Origin of the sequence: Nocardioides eburneiflavus (assembly GCF_004785795.1) — a bacterium.
GTDB lineage: Bacteria > Actinomycetota > Actinomycetes > Propionibacteriales > Nocardioidaceae > Nocardioides > Nocardioides eburneiflavus.
Genome location: NZ_SRRO01000001.1, coordinates 274,384 through 291,222, shown reverse-complemented (window position 1 = coordinate 291,222; position 16,839 = coordinate 274,384). Strand labels below are relative to the sequence as shown.

Genomic DNA, 16,839 nt, shown 5'->3' with positions numbered 1-16,839 from the left:
ACGGTGACCCTGCACCCCTCGGTCGCGGCGGTCCGGCTCCCGGTCCGCGCGGTGTTGTCCGACCTCGCCCCGGGGGACACCGTCGCGGTCGCGTGCAGCGGCGGCGCCGACTCCCTGGCGCTGGCGTCGGCGACCGTGTTCGAGGCCCGCCGGCCGGGCCTGCGCGTCGTGGGCGTCACCGTCGACCACGGCCTGCAGGCCGGCTCGGCCGACCGTGCCGAGCGCGTGGTCGCCCAGCTCGCGCGGATGGGCGTCGACGAGACGCTGACCGCCCGCGTCGCCGTCGACGTGGCCTCGGGGCTGGGACCCGAGGCCGCGGCCCGGGAGGCGAGGTACGCAGTGCTCGAGCAGGTCGCCGAGCACCTGGCGGCGCAGCGCGTGCTGCTGGGCCACACCCTCGACGACCAGGCCGAGACCGTGCTGCTGGGCCTGGCCCGCGGCTCGGGCGGCCGGTCGCTGCAGGGGATGCGTCCGGCGTTCGGCGTGTTCGCGCGCCCGCTGCTCGGCGTACGCCGGGCCGACACCGTCACCGCGTGCCTCGTGGAAGGGCTCGAGGCCTGGGACGACCCGCACAACCACGACCCCGGCTACACCCGCGTACGCGTCCGCGACCGCGTGCTGCCGATGCTCGAGTCCGAGCTCGGGCCGGGCGTCGCCGAGGCGCTGGCGCGTACGGCCGCGCAGCTGCGCGAGGACACCGCCCTGCTCGACGACCTGGCGGCCGAGGCCCTCGCGGAGGCCCGCCGCGACGGGGCCCTCGACGCGGCCTGGCTGGCGGCCGTGCCCCCTGCGCTCCGGCGCCGGGCGCTGCACCGTGCCGCGCTCGACGCCGGTGCGCCCGCCACCGAGCTCACCCGCGACCACGTGCTCGCGGTCGACGCGCTCCTCACCGACTGGCGCGGCCAGAAGTGGATCGACCTGCCCGGGCCGCTCCGGGTGCTGCGCCGCGACGGGCTGCTGGTGTTCGAGGCTCCTCCTCCCGCCTGACCCCTCCCGCCCTCCTCCCGTCCGTCCGGATGAACTTCCACGCGTACGGGTGGAAGTCCATCGGGTCCTGAGCGTGGAGCCACCCAGCAGCCCATGAACTTCCACGCGCTCGGGTGGAAGTTCATCGAGCTGGCCAGGCTGCCGCGGTGCCCGCCTGTGGATGACGTACGCGGGCCAGGTCGCGATCACTGCACGCTGGGGAGGTGCACCGCGACCGACCGTTCGATCCCCGACAGCCCTTCCCGCGGTTCCGCGCGCTCCAGGCCGGCATCCCGCGGGCGACGGTGGACTCGCCCGCCTTCCGCCGGCTCCTGCACGGGGTCATCGTCGCCGCCGACGTGCCCGACTCGGCGCTGCTCAGGGTCCAGGCCGCGCTGGCCTGCTACTTCGACAGCGCGTACGCCAGCCATGCCTCTGCCGCTCGCGTCTGGCGGGTGCCGGTGCAGACCCGGCCACGGGAGCACGTCACCGTCCCGGACGACTCCCACCGGCTGCGTCGCGCCGGGGTCGTCACCCACCGACGGGCCGGCGCGGCCGTCGCGGTGCGCCACGGCGTGCGGGTGTCGGTCCTGGTCGACCTCTTCGTCGAGCTCGCCGAGGAGGTCTCCCTGGTCGAGCTGGTCGTCGCGGGTGACTGGATGGTCAGGCGCCACCGGGTGCGGGTCAAGGACCTACAGCGCGCCGCGCGGCACGCGTCCGGCCACGCCGGCCGGCTTGCGCGGAGGGCGGCTGCGTACGTCCGCGCGCGGGTGGACTCCCCGATGGAGACCCGGCTCCGCATGCTCATCGTGCTCGCGGGTCTGCCCGAGCCGGTGGTCAACGCGAGCGTCCGCGTCGTCGACGGCGAGCAGGTCCGACGGTTCGACCTCAGCTGGCCCGAGGTCAAGGTCGTCGTCGAGTACGACGGCCGGCACCACGTGGAGCGCATCGAGCAGTGGGAGGCCGACCTCGACCGGCGTGAGGAGATCGACGACGAGGGGTGGCAGATCCTGGTCGTCGTCGCGTCGGGCATCTATGGCGACCCGGGGCGGACGGTCCAGCGCGTCTTCGGCCTCCTGCGCGCCCGCGGGCTGGAGGACTTGCCCGATCGGCCGAGCGACGACTGGCGACCACACTTCCCCGGGCGCCTCGCCACCTGAACTTCCACGCGCACGAGTGGAACTTCATCGGCGCCTGAGCGTGGCCCTGGCCGGGAGGTCCTGAACTTCCACGCGTACGGGCGGAAATCCATCGGGTGGGTGGAGTCGGCGCCCACGAGCGGCCCTAGGCTGCAGCCCATGGACACGTCCCACGTGGAGCACGACCTGGTCAACGTCCTCTTCACCGAGGAGCAGATCCAGCAGCGACTGGCCGAGATGGCGGCCCAGATCACCGAGGACTACGAGGGACGCGACCTGCTCGTGGTCGGCGTCCTGCGCGGTGCGGTCATGGTAATGGCCGACCTCGCCCGGTCGATGCCGCGCCACCTCGAGATGGACTGGATGGCGGTCAGCTCCTACGGCTCCGGCACCAAGTCCAGCGGCGTCGTACGGATCCTCAAGGACCTCGACACCGACATCAGCGGGCGCGACGTGCTGATCGTCGACGAGATCATCGACACGGGTCTCACGCTGAGCTGGCTGGTCAACAACCTCTCGAGCCGCAACCCCGCCAGCGTCGAGATCGCCACGCTGCTGCGCAAGCCCGAGGCCCTGTCGATGCCGGTCGAGCCCAAGTACGTCGGCTGGGACATCCCCAACGAGTTCGTCGTGGGCTACGGCCTCGACTACCGCGAGCGCTACCGCAACCTGCGCGACATCGGCACCCTCGCGCCCCACGTCTACTCCTGACGAGGCCCTCGTACGGGCGTGGCGGGCGTGGGCGGACCGCTCGCTTCACCCCGCCTGAAACAATGTGGGCCCCGGCGGCGTGTAGCGTCGCCACCTCAACTCCGAACCGGTGAAAGTTGCCTGTGAAGCGCATAATCAAGGGTCCCTGGCTGTGGATCGTCCTGTCCGCCTTCGCGGTGCTCCTGGCGATCCAGTTCCTCGCGCCCAGTGACGGCTACGACGAGGTCAACACCTCGACCCTCGCCTCCTACATCGCGGATGGAGAGGTCGACAAGATCACCTTCATCGACGGCGACCAGGAGATCCAGGCGACCCTCGACGAGGGCACCCGCGAGGAGGGCGACAAGGTCGTCGCCTACTACATCCAGGGCGAGCAGGAGGAGATCCTCGCCGCGGTCAAGCAGGCGAAGGCCGACGGGACGCTCGACACCTACAACTCCAAGAACCCACAGCCCAGCTTCCTCGGCTCGCTGCTCGCCACGCTGCTGCCCTTCGCGCTGATCATCCTGCTGTTCATCTTCCTGATGAACCAGGCCCAGGGCGGCGGCGGACGCGGCGTCATGCAGTTCGCCAAGTCCAAGGCCAAGCTCATCACCAAGGACATGCCCAAGACGACCTTCAGCGACGTCGCCGGCTGCGAGGAGGCGATCGAGGAGCTCGGTGAGATCAAGGAGTTCCTCACCGACCCGGCCAAGTTCCAGGCCGTCGGCGCCAAGATCCCCAAGGGCGTCCTGCTCTACGGCCCGCCCGGCACCGGCAAGACCCTGCTCGCGCGCGCCGTCGCCGGCGAGGCGGGCGTGCCGTTCTACTCCATCTCCGGCTCCGACTTCGTCGAGATGTTCGTCGGCGTGGGTGCCTCCCGGGTCCGCGACCTGTTCGAGCAGGCCAAGGAGAACCCGCCCGCCATCGTCTTCATCGACGAGATCGACGCCGTCGGCCGCCACCGCGGCGCCGGCATGGGCGGCGGCCACGACGAGCGCGAGCAGACCCTCAACCAGCTCCTCGTCGAGATGGACGGCTTCGACGTGCGCGGCGGCGTCATCCTCATCGCCGCCACCAACCGCCCCGACGTCCTCGACCCCGCGCTGCTGCGCCCGGGCCGCTTCGACCGCCAGGTGCAGGTCGACGCCCCCGACCTCAACGGCCGCCACAAGATCCTCCAGGTGCACTCGCGCGGCAAGCCGATCGCGCAGGACATCGACCTGCTGAGCATCGCGCGCCGTACGCCCGGCTTCACCGGCGCCGACCTCGCCAACGTGCTCAACGAGGCCGCGCTGCTCACCGCCCGCAGCAACGCCAAGATGATCACCGACGCGTCCCTCGACGAGGCGATCGACCGCGTGATCGCCGGTCCGCAGCGGCGTACGCGCCTGATGAGCGAGCGCGAGAAGCTCATCACCGCCTACCACGAGGGCGGCCACGCCCTGGTCGCCGCGGCGCTGCCCGGCACCGACCCGGTGCACAAGGTCACGATCCTGCCGCGCGGTCGCGCGCTGGGCTACACGATGGTGCTGCCCGACCGCGACAAGTACTCCCAGACGCGCAGCGAGATGCTCGACTCCCTCGCCTACATGCTGGGTGGCATGGCCGCGGAGGCGCTGATCTTCCACGACGTCACCAGTGGCGCCGGCAACGACATCGAGAAGGCCACCAACCTGGCTCGCGCGATGGTGACCCAGTACGGCATGACCGAGCGTCTCGGCGCGGTCAAGCTCGGTGACAGCAACTCCGAGCCGTTCCTCGGCCGCGACATGGGCCACACCCGCAACTACTCCGAGGAGACGGCCGCCGCGGTCGACGGGGAGGTCAAGACGCTGCTGGGCCACGCCCACCAGGAGGCCTTCGAGATCCTGGAGACCAACCGCGACGTCCTCGACGCGCTGGTGCTCGCGCTGCTCGACAAGGAGACGCTCGACAAGGCCGAGATCGCCGAGATCTTCGAGCCGCTGACCCGGCGCCCGGCCCGTCCGGCCTGGACCGGGTCGCCGCAGCGGGTGCCGTCGACGATCCCGCCGGTCGACATCCCGCAGGAGATCCGCGACCGGGTCCTCGCGGACGCGACCTCGCAGGAGGAGGAGACGCGTGGTGCCGGAGCGATCCTGACCCCGCCCGGCGCCGGGGGCGACGTCCACGGCACCCCCGAGCTCGGCGGTGACACTCCCACCCCGCCCAGGCCGGACGCGCCGTGACCGACCCGATCACCTTCCGGGAGCGGGCGCCCCAGGACGTGCCCGCCTTCGACCACGCCCGCGCCGAGGCGGCCGTGCGCGAGCTGCTGTACGCCATCGGCGAGGACCCCGAGCGCGAGGGCCTGCTCGAGACCCCGGCGCGCGTCGCGCGGGCGTACGCCGAGCTCACCCAGGGCCTGCACCAGAGCGCCGAGGACGTGCTGACCACCACCTTCGACCTCGGTCACGACGAGATGGTGCTGGTGCGCGACATCGAGCTGTGGTCGATGTGCGAGCACCACCTCGTGCCGTTCACCGGCGTGGCCCACGTCGGCTACATCCCCGCCGACACCGGCAAGATCACCGGGCTGTCCAAGCTCGCGCGGCTCGTCGACGTCTATGCCAAGCGCCCGCAGGTCCAGGAGCGGCTCACCACCCAGGTGGCCGACTCCTTGATGGAGCTCCTCGAGGCGCGCGGCGTGATCGTGGTGATCGAGGCCGAGCACCTCTGCATGACGATGCGCGGCGTGCGCAAGGCAGGTGCGCGCACCATCACGTCGGCGGTGCGCGGGACGTTCCTCACCACGCCGGCCACCCGCGCCGAGGCGATGGCGCTGATCCACTCAGGCACCAGGTGAGCCGGGCGGCCCCGTCGCGTGCTCCCCGGGTGATGGGGATCGTCAACGTCACCCCTGACTCGTTCTCCGACGGCGGCCGGTGGGACACCACCGAGACCGCGGTCGACCACGGACGGCTCCTGCTCGAGCAGGGCGCCGACCTCCTCGACATCGGCGGCGAGTCCACCCGCCCCGGCGCCACCCGCCCGCTCGTCGCCGAGGAGCTCGACCGCGTGGTCCCGGTGATCCGCGAGCTCGCGTCGGGTGGTGCGGTCGTGTCCGTCGACACCATGCGCGCCGAGGTCGCCGAGGCGGCCCTCGCCGCCGGCGCGAGGATCGTCAACGACGTCTCGGGCGGCCTCGCCGACCCGCGGATCCTCGAGGTCGTCGCCGGCAGCGACGCCACCTACGTCGCGATGCACTGGCGCGCCCACGCCGACCGGATGCGCGACTTCACCGACTACTCGCCCGACGGCGTGGTCGCGACCGTACGCCGTGAGCTGGCCGAGCGGCTCGACGCGGCCGAGGCCGCCGGCATCGCGCGCGAGCGGGTTGTCCTCGACCCCGGGCTGGGCTTCGCCAAGGAGCCGCACCACAACTGGGAGCTGCTGACCCACCTCGACGTGCTGCACGGGCTCGGTTGCCCGCTGCTCGTCGGCGCCAGCCGCAAGTCGTTCCTCGGCGCTCTCCTGGCCGCCGACGGCGTCTCGCGGCCGGTCGACGACCGCGAGCACGCCCACGCCGCGCTCGTCGCCCTGCTGGCCGGTCGCGAGGTCGACGTGCTGCGGGTGCACGACGTACGCGCCACGCTGGACGCGCTGGCCGTCGCGGGCGCGATGACGCGAACCGGAGGAGCGACGTGACAGACGAGCCCTTCGTGACGGGCGCGGGACGCCCTCTACTTCGAGACGGTGCTGGCGCGCCTCCTCAGCACGGCGCTCAGGACGAGCTGGCCGTGACGGGCGTGGAGTGCTTCGCCCACCACGGCGTCTTCGACTTCGAGCGGCGCGAGGGCCAGGTCTTCGTCGTCGACCTCGTCCTCGGCATCGACACCCGGCCCGCGGCTGCCTCCGACGACCTTGCGCAGACCGTGAACTACGGCACGCTGGTCGACGACGTGAAGGCCGCCGTGGAGCGCGACCCGGTCGACCTGATAGAAACCGTCGCTCAGCGCATCGCGGATGTGTGCCTGTTGGACACTCGTGTTGAATGGGCGCGGGTCACGCTCCACAAACCTGATGCACCCATCGACGCGACGTACTCGGACGTCGCGCTGACGATCACCAGAACGCGAGGCAACGCTCATGACTGAGACCCCCAACCCCAACATCGTGGACGCCGACTCCCTCACCGGGGAGATGCACCCGATCCGCCGGGTGGTGGTCGCTCTGGGCTCCAACCTGGGGGAGCGGCTCGCCTCCCTCCAGGGCGCCGTCGATGCGCTCGCCGACACCCCGGACTTCTTCGTCACCGGAGTCTCCCCGGTCTACGAGACCGAGCCGGTCGACTCCCCGGACGGCTCCAAGGCCTACCTCAACGCGGTCCTGCTCGCCGACACCACGCTGCCCGCGGCCCGCCTGATGGAGCGCGCGCTGGCGGTCGAGGACGCGTTCGAGCGCGAGCGCACCGAGGTGCGCAACGCGCCCCGCACGCTCGACGTCGACCTCATCGTCGTGGGCGACCGCCGGTCCAACGAGGACTTCCTGCGGCTGCCGCACCCGCGCGCCCACGAGCGCGCCTTCGTGCTCCAGCCGTGGCACGACCTCGAGCCCGACGCCGTCTTCCCCGACCGCGGCCCGATCGCGGAGCTGCTGCAGTCCACCGACACGGCGGGGGTCAAGAAGCGCGACGACCTCGTGCTCGAGGTCGAGTGAGCGCAGTCCCGAGGTGAGCTCGTCCGGACCCGAGGACGACCCGCCGGAGCCGCGCGGCACCCTCCGCCCCACGAGCGCCCGCGCCCTGACGGTGTGCGCGGTGGCCGGGCTCGTCATCGGCTGGGCGATCCACCCCGCCGCCGTCGCCCTGGGCGGGCGGGCGCCGCTGGTGTCGTGGGTCCAGGCGCTGGCGCTGGTGATGGTCGCCGCGATCATGGCGTTCCTCGCCTGGCAGACCTGGCAGACGGTGCACGTGCGCGGCGAGCGGCTGGAGCCGCACCGGGCCGTCAACCGGCTCGTCCTGGCGCGGGCCTGCGCGATCGGCGGCACGCTGGTGGCCGCCGGATACGTCGGGTACGGCGTCAGCTGGCTGGGCGACGCGTCCCAGCTCGCCGACCGGTGGGTTCTCCGATCGGTCGTCGCAGCGGCGGGAGCGACCGGGGTGACACTCGCCTCGCTCGCGCTGGAGCGAGCGTGTCGCGCCGACGGCGGGCGGTCGCAGCCCTAGTCTGGCGGCATGCCTTCCCAGCAGCCCCAGCAGTCACAGGCGTCCCGGATGCCTGCTCGTCGGCGCCAGCGCAGCACGCGCCTGGCCGTTGCCGTCGCGCTCCTCGCCGTCGGCGCGGTGCTCGTGACCGGCGCCCTCGTGTCCACCTCGGCCGGGCTGACCGCTGTCGCTGCCGTCGTGGCCGTGCTCGCCGGTGCCGCCGCAACCCGGATCACGCACTCCGAGCTGATGCAGACCCGCCGCGACGCCGCGCGTGACCGCGCCGTCCAGGCCCAGGAGTACCGCGCGATCACCGAGCGCCGTACGGCCGAGTCGGCCGCCTTCGCCGCCGACATGTCGCGCCGCATCGCCGAGCGTGAGGACGCCATCGGCGTGCTCGAGCGCGCCCTCTCCGACGCGCAGAAGAACGCCGCCGAGCAGGGCCTCAAGCGCGCCCAGGAGGCCCGTCGCGCCGACGCCGCCGAGCAGGGCCGCGACACCGCCGAGCGGGGTCGCGACGAGGCGGAGTCCCGCGCTGCCGAGGCGATCGTCCTCGTCGCCGAGCTCGAGGCCGAGATCGACGTCGTCCGTGCCGAGCTCGACTCGCTGCGCGCCGCCGCCGCGCGCCGCAACCACCGCAGCGCCTGACGCGCCCGTACGCCCCGCCGAGCGGTGGCCCAGCCACATTCCGTAGACCGGGAATGTGGGTGGGCCACCGCTCGCGTGCGTGTCGTGCCGTGTCGCTCGCCTGCGCGGTGCCCCAGCCACATTCCGTAGACCGGGAATGTGGGTGACGCACCGCCCGCGCGGGCGTACGGAAGAATGGTCTCCCGTGATCCCCGAGGACAACCGGTTCGAGAGCGACCCCAGCGACGCGCTGCCCGAGGACCCCGGACTTCCCGCGGGATGGTCCGCGGACAGTCCCGACGGTGACGACCCGGCCACCGTCGCGCGGCTCACCGAGCTCCTGCGCGGCCACGAGCGGGCCGGGCGCGGCTGGGCCGGGTCGGGCGAGGACGAGGTCCTGGTCGAGGTCTCCGAGCGCGGCCTGGCGATGCGCGAGAACCTCGTCGTACGCGACCCGGACGGCCGGATCCAGGCCTGGGGCAGCGTGCACGACCGCGCCGAGGGCCGGATGCTCTTCGTCCACATCGTCGACCGAGAGATCGACGAGCGCCTCGCCGACCGGTGCAGCGACGTCCTCTTCGAGTGGGCCGAGGCGCAGGCGAAGGCCGTCGGCGCCGCGCGCGGGCTCGCCGAGCAGCAGATCGACACCGGTGCCTTCGCCGAGGACGAGCGCCAGCACGGCTGGCTCGAGGACGCCGGCTTCACCCGCGTCCGCACCTGGTGGCAGATGAGCCGGTCGGTGGAGGCCGCGGAGGCCGAGCTGGTGCCCGACCCGGCGCGCTGGGAGCGCAAGGGCGTCGTGTTCCGCCTCGTCGAGCGGCAGGGCGGGCCGGACTCGGGCGGGATGCCCGACGAGGCGGACCTCCGCGCCGTCCACGACGTGCTGGAGGGCGCGTTCACCGACCACTTCAACTCCGCCGAGGAGACCTTCCACGAGTTCATCCACCGGCTCCGCGAGGACCCCGGCCACCGCTGGGACCACTGGTGGCTGGCCGAGATCACCGACGGGGACGAGGTCGAGCCGGCCGGCGCCCTGGTCGGCACGGTCAGCGAGTCGGCCACCGGTCCCGACGGGTCGTACGTCTCCTACCTCGGCGTGCTCGAGTCCGCGCGCGGCCGCGGGGTGGCCACCGGCCTGCTGCGCACGATCATCGCCGACGCTGCCTCGCGCGGCCGCGACCGCGTGGGCCTCGAGGTCGATGCCGACTCACCGACCGGCGCCGACGGCCTCTACACCTCGATGGGGTGGGGCACGAAGTACGTCACGGAGTCCTGGCACAAGGACGTGGCGGTCGGCTGACAGTCCCTTTCGTGCGCTTACTGTCCGTTGCAACGGGTCAGAAGCGCGGCAACCACCGGGTGGCCGGTGGTTGCCGCCAAGGGGCCGCCGAGGGGTCGCGGAGCCTCAGCGCAGCGACTCCCGCAGCGCCCGGTGCACCCCGGCGGGCGTGAGCACGCCGAGGAAGGTCGGTCCGCGGCGCACGCCGACCATCGGCTTGTCATCGCGCAGCATCGCGGCGAGCGCGTCCTCGAGCGAGGAGTCGATGTCGATCGCCGCGCCCAGGTCGCCGGTCGAGACGCCGTCGAGCGGCTCGAGGTGCTCCTCGCGCAGCCGCGTCACGGTGAGCGTGCGCAGGCCGCCCGAGCCCACGAAGTCGGCCACCTGCTCATCGGCGGGACGGGCGAGCAGCTCGCCCGGGGTGGCGTACTGGGCGAGGCGGCCGCCGGCGGCGAACACGGCCACCCGGTCGCCCATCCGGATCGCCTCGTCGATGTCGTGCGTCACGAGCACCACGGTCTTGCCGAGCTCGGCCTGGAGTCGGCGGAACTCGTCCTGGAGGCGCCCGCGCACCACGGGGTCGACGGCGCCGAACGGCTCGTCCATCAGCAGCACGGGCGGGTTGGCGGCGAGCGCGCGTGCCACGCCGACGCGCTGGCGTTGACCGCCGGAGAGCTCGTGGGGGTAGCGGCGGGCGTACTGCTCGGGGTCGAGGCCGACCGTGGCCAGCAGCTCGTGGGCGCGCTCGCGGGCAGTGGCCTTCGACTCGCCGTAGAGCAGCGGCACGGTCATCACGTTCTGCTCGATGCGCTGGTGGGGGAACAGCCCGATCTGCTGGATGACGTAGCCGATGCCGCGGCGCAGCTCCACCGGGTCGACGTCGGTGACGTCCTGGCCGTCGAGCCAGATCCGGCCGGTCGTCGGCTCGATCAGCCGGTTGATCATCTTCAGCGTCGTGGACTTGCCGCAGCCCGACGGACCGACGAGGCAGACCATCTCGCCGCGCGCGACGTCGAGGTCGAGCTCGTGGACCGCCACAGTCCCGTCGGGGTAGGTCTTGCCGACCCCCTCGAGCCGGATCATGCTGTCGGCGCCCGCCGACTCGGGTGAGGTCGTGCTCGCCGACGAGGCGGTAGCGTCCATGCGGTGACCCTACTTGCCGCTGCGGACACCGGGCCGAGCTGTTACAGCCGGTTCGTCAACGAGTGGTTCTGCTGGCAGTACGTCGAGGACCGGCACGAGCAGATCACCGACGCGCTCGTCGAGCACGTCCTCATCACGCTGGCCGCGCTGGCCCTCGGGCTCGCCATCGCCCTCCCGCTCGCGCTCGTGGCCCGCCGGGTGCCGCGCCTGGAGTCCGCGGTCCTTGGCTTCAGCACCGGCGTCTACACCGTGCCGTCGCTGGCGCTGCTGCCGCTCCTCGTCCCGTTCACCGGCCTCTCGGCGGCGACAGTGGTGATCGGCCTCGGGCTGTACGCCCTGACGATCCTGGTCCGCGCGCTCCTCGACGGACTCCGCTCGGTGCCCGACGAGGTGCGCGAGGCGGCCACCGGGCTGGGCTACGGACGGGCGCGGATGCTGACCCGCATCGAGATGCCCCTCGCGCTGCCCGTGGCGATGGCGGGCCTCCGGGTCGCCGCGGTGTCGACGATCGCCCTCACGACCGTCGGGACGCTGGTGGCGTACGGCGGCCTCGGCGACCTCATCGCCCACGGCGTGCAGCGGGACTTCCGCGCCGAGCTGATGACCGCCGCCGTGCTGTGCGTGGTGCTGGCAGTGGCGCTCGACGTCATCCTGGTCGTGCTGCAACGGGTCCTGACCCCGTGGACGGCGGGGCTGCGCTGATGGAGCTGTTCGCCGAGACCTGGCAGTACCTGCTCGACGCCGACAGCTGGACCGGCGCCGGTGGCCTCGTCGCGAGGCTGCTCGAGCAGCTGCTGCTCACCGCGACCGCGCTCGCCGCGGCCATGCTGCTCGGGCTGCCGCTCGCCCTGTGGCTCGGTCACCTCGGGCGCGGCGGCTTCCTCGCCGTCAACGTGTCCAACGTGGGCCGTGCCGTCCCGACCTTCGCGCTGCTGGCCCTGCTGGTGGCGGCGGACTGGCCCGGCTCGGGCGACTTCGGTCCGTACGGCCGTGCCGGCCTCGCGACGCTGATCGCCCTCGTCCTCTTCGCGCTGCCCCCGCTCATCACCAACGGCTACGTCGGGATGCGCGAGGTGCCCTCGGACGTGCAGGAGGCCGCCGACGGCATGGGGATGTCGCGCTCGCAGCGCTTCTGGCGCGTGGAGCTGCCGCTCGCGCTGCCGGTGGTGGCCTCCGGCGTACGCCTCGCGCTGGTGCAGGTGTGGGCGACCGCCACCATCGCCGCGCTCGTGGCCGGGCCCGGGCTGGGGCGCATCATCACCGAGGGCTTCGCCCGCAACGACTACGCCCAGGGCATGGCCGGGGCGGTGGTCGTGGCGCTCGTGGCGCTCTTGCTCGAGGTCGCCGCGGCCGCGGTGCAGCGAGCGGTCGACCCCATGCCGAGCGCGCCGTCACCCCGTGGTGGGGAGTCGCTGTCGGCGGCCCCGGCTACGGTGGAGGAGGCTCCCACCGGGAGCTGAGCGGACCCGCTCGCATCACCGGACACGCGCGGCCACGGCCGCGGGACACAGAAGGTTGACACTCATGCACGTACGACGTCCGCTGCTGGCGGTGACCGGGCTGGCCCTCACCGCCCTGCTGGCCGGCTGCGCCGGCGACGACCTCGCGGCCGAGAACGACGAGCCCACCTCGGGCTCGGGCGAGGGCACCTCCGTCGTCATCGGCTCCCAGGCCTTCGACGAGGCCGCCCTCGTCACCGCGATGTACCAGCAGGTCCTCGAGGCCCAGGGCTACGAGGTCGAGACCCGCCTCGTCGACACCCGTCCCGTCTACCTCAACGAGATGCCCGACGCGGTCCAGATCGCCCCGGAGTACGTCGCCGGCATCGTCGACCAGCTCAACACCGACGCCAACGGCCCCGACGCCGAGCCGCTGTCGACCAGCGACGCCCAGGAGACCATCGACGCCGGCGCCGACCTGCTCGAGGAGAAGGGCATCACCCTGCTCGAGCCCTCCGAGGCGTTCTCCGCCAACGGGTACTTCACCACCCAGGCGCTCTCCGACGCCGAGGGCGTCACCAAGCTCTCCGACCTCGAGGGCCAGTCCGTCACGCTCGCGGCCGCACCCGACTGCAAGGGCCGCACCGACTGCGAGAAGGGCCTCGTCGACACCTACGGCATCGACGTCACCCTCGAGCCGCTGGGCTACGCGTCCACCGAGACGTTCCAGGCGGTCCTCGACGGAGAGGCCCAGCTCGGCCAGACCAGCACGCTCGACGGGACGCTGGAGGAGCAGGGCCTGCTCCTGCTCGAGGACGACCTCGGCATCCAGCCCGCCCAGAACCTCATCCCGGCGGTGTCGACCGAGTTCCTCGCCGACAACCCCGACGTCGAGGGCCCGCTCAACGACCTGATGGCCGCGCTCGACAACGACACGCTCGGGCAGCTGCTCGTCAGCGTCCAGATCGACCGCGAGCAGCCGGCCGACGTCGCCCGGGAGTTCCTCGAGTCCGAGGGCCTCATCTAGTCACGGGTTTCGGCACGCCGAGTCGCGACCTCCTGCGTCGGTCGCGACTGCTCGTCACACCTCGTGGTCCCGGAGCGCCAGTGCCTCCGGGGCCACGGTGGTCTCGTCGAGCACCGCGTGGGGCACCGACAGCCGCCACGCGCCCGTCTGGACGTCCTGGACGCGGGGCGCCGGGCCCTCGAGGGTGGCGACCCACTCCATGAGCGAGGCGACCTCGGTGCGACGGTCCTGCTCGACGAGCCAGCCCGCGAGCCGGTGCACCGGTGGCAGCCCGCTGTGCACCAACGAGCGCTGGCCCCACAGCTCCAGCACGCCGGAGCGCAGCAGCCGCCACCACTCGGGCGTGCACCCCGGCACCAGCAGGAAGTAGCGCCACAGGTCGCCGGCGAGCACCCGGTCGACGAACACCTCCTCGACCTCGGCGGAGCCGTGCGCCCGCACGGCCGCGAGCGACATCCGCTTGGTCTCCCAGCGGTCCGCGAGATCACGCACGGAGGCCGCCCGGGTCTGGGTGATCGAGCCCTCGCGGATCCGCCAGCGGTAGACGACCTCGTCGAGGACGTCGAACCTCTGGCCGAGGAAGGCCCGGGTCGTGGTCGGCTGGTCCTCGTAGCGGACGCCTTCGGGCCACGCGAGCCCGGCGCCGTCCCAGGCGGAGCGGCGCCACACCTTGTTCCACGCGAAGACATCGCCGAGGATCTCCGGCCGGTCCTCCACCCGCGCGCCGCGCAGCGGGCGGTGCAGCCGGCGCATCCAGGGCGGCTCGACCAGCGCGTCGCCCTCCCAGCGCACGATCGAGCCGGTCGCGAAGTCGGAGCCCGACTCCTCGAGCGCGCCCACCAGGTCGGCGTACGCCGTCGGGGGCAGCACGTCGTCGGAGTCGAGGAACGCGAGGTAGTCGCCGCGCACGTGGGAGGTGCCGAGATTGCGGGCGGCGCCGAGACCGCCGTTGACGGAGTGCACGACGCTGATCCGGTTGTCGCGCCGCGCCCAGTCGTCGGCGACCTCGCCGGTCCGGTCGGTGGCGCCGTCGTCGACGATCACCGCCTCCCAGCGGCGGTGCGTCTGGGCGAGGAGCGAGCGGACGCAGTCGTCGAGGTAGTCCTCGACCCCCCACGCGGGGATGACGACACCGACGAGGGGAGCGCGACGGAGGAGGCGTCTCATACGGCGGGACCCTAGGACATGAACGCTCGCCGGTAGGCTGCCCGCCGTGACCGAGCAGCCGAGAGCCATCGACGAGATGAACCCCGACGGAGTGCCGCGCAAGGTGCTCTTCGTCGCCGGCGCCGGCCGCAGCGGCACCAGCACCCTCGCGGGCATCGTGTCGCGGCTCGGCATGCACGTCCCGCTGCCGGAGGTGCCGCCGGACGACTCCAACCCCCGCGGCTTCAGTGAGCCGCAGTGGGTCGTCGACGTGCACGACGAGTGGCTCGCCGAGGCCTTGGTCCAGGTCAGCGACAGCCGTCCCGAGGCGTGGTTCGACACGGGCCGCATCTGCACCCGCGAGCCCGCCCGCATCAGGGTCAGCGAGTGGCTGGAGCCGCACTTCGCCGAGCACCCCGAGCTCGTCATCAAGGACCCGAGGCTGAGCTGGTTCCTCGGACTCTGGCGCGTCGCCGCGATCCGTACGGGCGCCACGCCGGTCTTCGCCACGATGCTGCGCCCGCCGGCCGAGGTCGTCGGCTCGAAGCAGAAGTACTACGCCAACAAGCTCGGGTCGGCCCACCTCGCGGCCAGCTGGGTCAACATGCTGCTGCACACCGAGCGCGCCACCCGGCCCGCGGAAGGTGACGGGGGACGGGTCTTCGTCCGCTACGAGGACCTGCTCACCGACTGGGTCAAGACCACCACGGCGCTCGGCCACGCCCTCGACCTCCAGACGATCATCCACACCCGCAGCGACCAGATCCGCGAGGTGCACCGCTTCATCGACCCGCACCTGCGCCGGGTCACCTCCACCCTCGACGACCTCGGGCTGCCCCGGCGGCTCCACGAGCTCACCGGCGCCACGTGGGACGAGCTCAACAAGCTGGCCGACGAGGGCGGCGACACCCCGGCGGCGCACGGGACCTTCGACGAGCTCCGCGCGGAGTACGTCGACCTCTACGAGGAGGCGGCGGCGATCAGCCGCTCGACCGCCGAGCACGCCCGCCACCAGGCGCGTCGCCGCGCGCGGGCCGAGGCCGCCGACGCCTCGCGGTCCCTCGCCGACCGCGTGCCCCACGACGTACGCGCCGCGATCCCGCCCTCCGTACGCCGGGGCGTGCGCAAGGCGCTCGGCCGCGAGCGGGACGAGCCGTGACGATCCCGATCGGCTCCGGTCACGGCCTCACCAACCTCGAGGGCCACGAGGACTTCGACATCGTCTGGCCCTGGAACCAGCCCGGCGGCCTGCGCCGCGGCGCGACGGCCGTGCTGCGGGTCAAGAACGAGGCTCCCGGCCTGCGGTTCGTCCTGCCGCCGCTGCTGCGCGCCTGCGACCATGTGCTGCTGGTCGACAACGGCTCCGACGACGGCACCGGCGAGGAGGCGCTGCGCGTCGCAGCCGAGCACGGGCTGTCGGAGCGGTTCACGCTGAAGGCGTACCCCTTCCAGGTCGCCCGCGCCGGCGCCGAGCACCTCGCGGTCAACGAGCGGTCCGTGCACTCCCTGGCCTACTTCTACAACTGGTGCTTCTCCCACGTCCGCACCCGCTACTCGTGGAAGTGGGACGGCGACATGGTCCTCACCACCGAGGGCGAGGTGTCGATGGCCGACCTCTCGTGGCAGGTCGGGATGGCCGAGGCCGTCATCCGCTTCCCGCGCCACGGGCTCTACATCGAGTCGGACCGCAGGGCCTTCCTCGACCTGGGCCTGCGCAACATCGAGGAGTGGGGCTTCCCGATGAGCCCCGACTACGTCTACACCAAGGCGCCGGAGTGGGAGATCCGTACGACTCCCGAGCGCATCGAGATGTTCGCGCTGCCGCAGGGGCTGTGCGTGGAGCTCAAGTGGCTCGACGGCGACGAGTTCGCCCACTGGACCAACCCGGAGTCGTTCGCCACGTCGATCCGCAACCGGCGCAAGCGCCGCGAGTGGCTGGTCTGGAACGCGCTGCACAGCGGTGAGGTCCCCGAGGGGGTCGTGGAGATCACGTCGCCCGAGGGCGTCCACGTGGTCGACCACGTCACCCACACCTGGCTGCCCCGCGCGCCCCGGCCGTTCGTGGTGGACGACCCCGACCACGCCAGGCTGCACCTGCGCGCCTGACCACGACGGCGGGAAGTGGCGTGCGTCACGCCCGCGGCGGGTTACCCCGCGGAATCCGCAGGCGTACGCTCGATGTTGATCGCAGTAGATCGGTACCCGCGAGGGACTGA

Annotated in this window: 18 protein-coding genes; 16 read left to right on the top strand and 2 right to left on the bottom strand. The window is 72.6% G+C overall.

What is annotated here, in order from left to right; all coding sequences use genetic code 11:
• The first annotated feature begins 3 nt into the window (after positions 1–3).
• From tilS to EXE59_RS01365, 11 genes are all read left to right on the top strand, one after another.
• The gene (gene tilS, locus EXE59_RS01415; protein ID WP_135837301.1) at positions 4–987 is read left to right on the top strand and encodes a tRNA lysidine(34) synthetase TilS; all 984 of its coding nucleotides are present in this window, start codon (positions 4–6) and stop codon (positions 985–987) included.
• Positions 988–1,190: 203 nt separating this feature from the next.
• Complete coding sequence (locus tag EXE59_RS01410; RefSeq protein ID WP_135837300.1) at positions 1,191–2,126, top strand: hypothetical protein; 936 nt, start codon at positions 1,191–1,193, stop codon at positions 2,124–2,126.
• A 138-nt stretch (positions 2,127–2,264) separates the two neighbouring features.
• The gene (hpt, locus tag EXE59_RS01405) at positions 2,265–2,816 is read left to right on the top strand and encodes a hypoxanthine phosphoribosyltransferase (RefSeq protein ID WP_129454905.1); all 552 of its coding nucleotides are present in this window, start codon (positions 2,265–2,267) and stop codon (positions 2,814–2,816) included.
• A gap of 122 nt (positions 2,817–2,938) precedes the next feature.
• Entirely contained in the window at positions 2,939–5,005 is a 2,067-nt protein-coding gene (ftsH, locus tag EXE59_RS01400) for an ATP-dependent zinc metalloprotease FtsH (protein WP_425464500.1), read from the top strand.
• 38 nt (positions 5,006–5,043) lie between these two features.
• Positions 5,044–5,622, top strand: a complete 579-nt coding sequence (gene folE / locus EXE59_RS01395; RefSeq protein ID WP_246057026.1) for a GTP cyclohydrolase I FolE — start codon at positions 5,044–5,046, stop codon at positions 5,620–5,622.
• Positions 5,623–5,654: 32 nt separating this feature from the next.
• Positions 5,655–6,464, top strand: coding sequence for a dihydropteroate synthase (folP, locus tag EXE59_RS01390; protein WP_135841044.1), 810 nt, complete (start codon positions 5,655–5,657; stop codon positions 6,462–6,464).
• Positions 6,465–6,478: 14 nt separating this feature from the next.
• Positions 6,479–6,913: a dihydroneopterin aldolase gene (gene folB, locus EXE59_RS01385; RefSeq protein ID WP_135837298.1), complete on the top strand. Its 435-nt coding sequence runs from the start codon at positions 6,479–6,481 to the stop codon at positions 6,911–6,913.
• The gene (folK, locus tag EXE59_RS01380) at positions 6,906–7,475 is read left to right on the top strand and encodes a 2-amino-4-hydroxy-6-hydroxymethyldihydropteridine diphosphokinase (protein ID WP_135837297.1); all 570 of its coding nucleotides are present in this window, start codon (positions 6,906–6,908) and stop codon (positions 7,473–7,475) included. Before folB ends, folK begins: the two co-directional genes overlap by 8 nt.
• Positions 7,476–7,488: 13 nt before the next feature.
• Positions 7,489–7,983: a DUF3180 domain-containing protein gene (locus EXE59_RS01375; protein WP_135837296.1), complete on the top strand. Its 495-nt coding sequence runs from the start codon at positions 7,489–7,491 to the stop codon at positions 7,981–7,983.
• A gap of 9 nt (positions 7,984–7,992) precedes the next feature.
• Positions 7,993–8,610, top strand: a complete 618-nt coding sequence (locus EXE59_RS01370; RefSeq protein WP_135837295.1) for a hypothetical protein — start codon at positions 7,993–7,995, stop codon at positions 8,608–8,610.
• 184 nt (positions 8,611–8,794) lie between these two features.
• Positions 8,795–9,889, top strand: coding sequence for a GNAT family N-acetyltransferase (locus tag EXE59_RS01365; RefSeq protein ID WP_246056427.1), 1,095 nt, complete (start codon positions 8,795–8,797; stop codon positions 9,887–9,889).
• 105 nt (positions 9,890–9,994) lie between these two features.
• Here the strand turns inward: EXE59_RS01365 and EXE59_RS01360 are convergent, their stop codons facing one another.
• Positions 9,995–11,011: an ABC transporter ATP-binding protein gene (locus EXE59_RS01360; RefSeq protein ID WP_135837293.1), complete on the bottom strand. Its 1,017-nt coding sequence runs from the start codon at positions 11,009–11,011 to the stop codon at positions 9,995–9,997.
• A gap of 3 nt (positions 11,012–11,014) precedes the next feature.
• Between EXE59_RS01360 and EXE59_RS01355 the strand changes: the two genes are divergently transcribed.
• The 3 genes from EXE59_RS01355 (at position 11,015) to EXE59_RS01345 (ending at position 13,477) form a co-directional block, all read left to right on the top strand.
• Positions 11,015–11,713, top strand: a complete 699-nt coding sequence (locus EXE59_RS01355) for an ABC transporter permease (protein WP_135837292.1) — start codon at positions 11,015–11,017, stop codon at positions 11,711–11,713.
• Entirely contained in the window at positions 11,713–12,471 is a 759-nt protein-coding gene (locus EXE59_RS01350) for an ABC transporter permease (protein WP_135837291.1), read from the top strand. The genes EXE59_RS01355 and EXE59_RS01350 overlap by 1 nt, the downstream gene beginning before the upstream one ends.
• 64 nt (positions 12,472–12,535) lie before the next feature.
• Positions 12,536–13,477: an ABC transporter substrate-binding protein gene (locus EXE59_RS01345; RefSeq protein WP_135837290.1), complete on the top strand. Its 942-nt coding sequence runs from the start codon at positions 12,536–12,538 to the stop codon at positions 13,475–13,477.
• Positions 13,478–13,531: 54 nt separating this feature from the next.
• On the opposite strand, the gene EXE59_RS01340 is transcribed toward EXE59_RS01345, so the two are convergent.
• Complete coding sequence (locus tag EXE59_RS01340; protein WP_135837289.1) at positions 13,532–14,644, bottom strand: glycosyltransferase family 2 protein; 1,113 nt, start codon at positions 14,642–14,644, stop codon at positions 13,532–13,534.
• A 46-nt stretch (positions 14,645–14,690) separates the two neighbouring features.
• On the opposite strand from EXE59_RS01340, the gene EXE59_RS01335 reads away from it, so the two are divergent.
• The gene (locus EXE59_RS01335) at positions 14,691–15,782 is read left to right on the top strand and encodes a sulfotransferase family protein (RefSeq protein ID WP_246056426.1); all 1,092 of its coding nucleotides are present in this window, start codon (positions 14,691–14,693) and stop codon (positions 15,780–15,782) included.
• The gene (locus EXE59_RS01330) at positions 15,779–16,729 is read left to right on the top strand and encodes a glycosyltransferase (protein ID WP_135837288.1); all 951 of its coding nucleotides are present in this window, start codon (positions 15,779–15,781) and stop codon (positions 16,727–16,729) included. Before EXE59_RS01335 ends, EXE59_RS01330 begins: the two co-directional genes overlap by 4 nt.
• Positions 16,730–16,839: the final 110 nt, after the last annotated feature.

Coding starts and splice junctions, on each gene's coding strand:
- hpt (WP_129454905.1), top strand. CDS start 2,265: ATGGACACGTCCCACGTGGAGCACGACCTGGTCAACGTCCTCTTCACC.
- folP (WP_135841044.1), top strand. CDS start 5,655: ATGGGGATCGTCAACGTCACCCCTGACTCGTTCTCCGACGGCGGCCGG.
- folK (WP_135837297.1), top strand. CDS start 6,906: ATGACTGAGACCCCCAACCCCAACATCGTGGACGCCGACTCCCTCACC.
- EXE59_RS01370 (WP_135837295.1), top strand. CDS start 7,993: ATGCCTTCCCAGCAGCCCCAGCAGTCACAGGCGTCCCGGATGCCTGCT.
- EXE59_RS01360 (WP_135837293.1), bottom strand. CDS start 11,011: ATGGACGCTACCGCCTCGTCGGCGAGCACGACCTCACCCGAGTCGGCG.
- EXE59_RS01350 (WP_135837291.1), top strand. CDS start 11,713: ATGGAGCTGTTCGCCGAGACCTGGCAGTACCTGCTCGACGCCGACAGC.
- EXE59_RS01345 (WP_135837290.1), top strand. CDS start 12,536: ATGCACGTACGACGTCCGCTGCTGGCGGTGACCGGGCTGGCCCTCACC.
- EXE59_RS01340 (WP_135837289.1), bottom strand. CDS start 14,644: ATGAGACGCCTCCTCCGTCGCGCTCCCCTCGTCGGTGTCGTCATCCCC.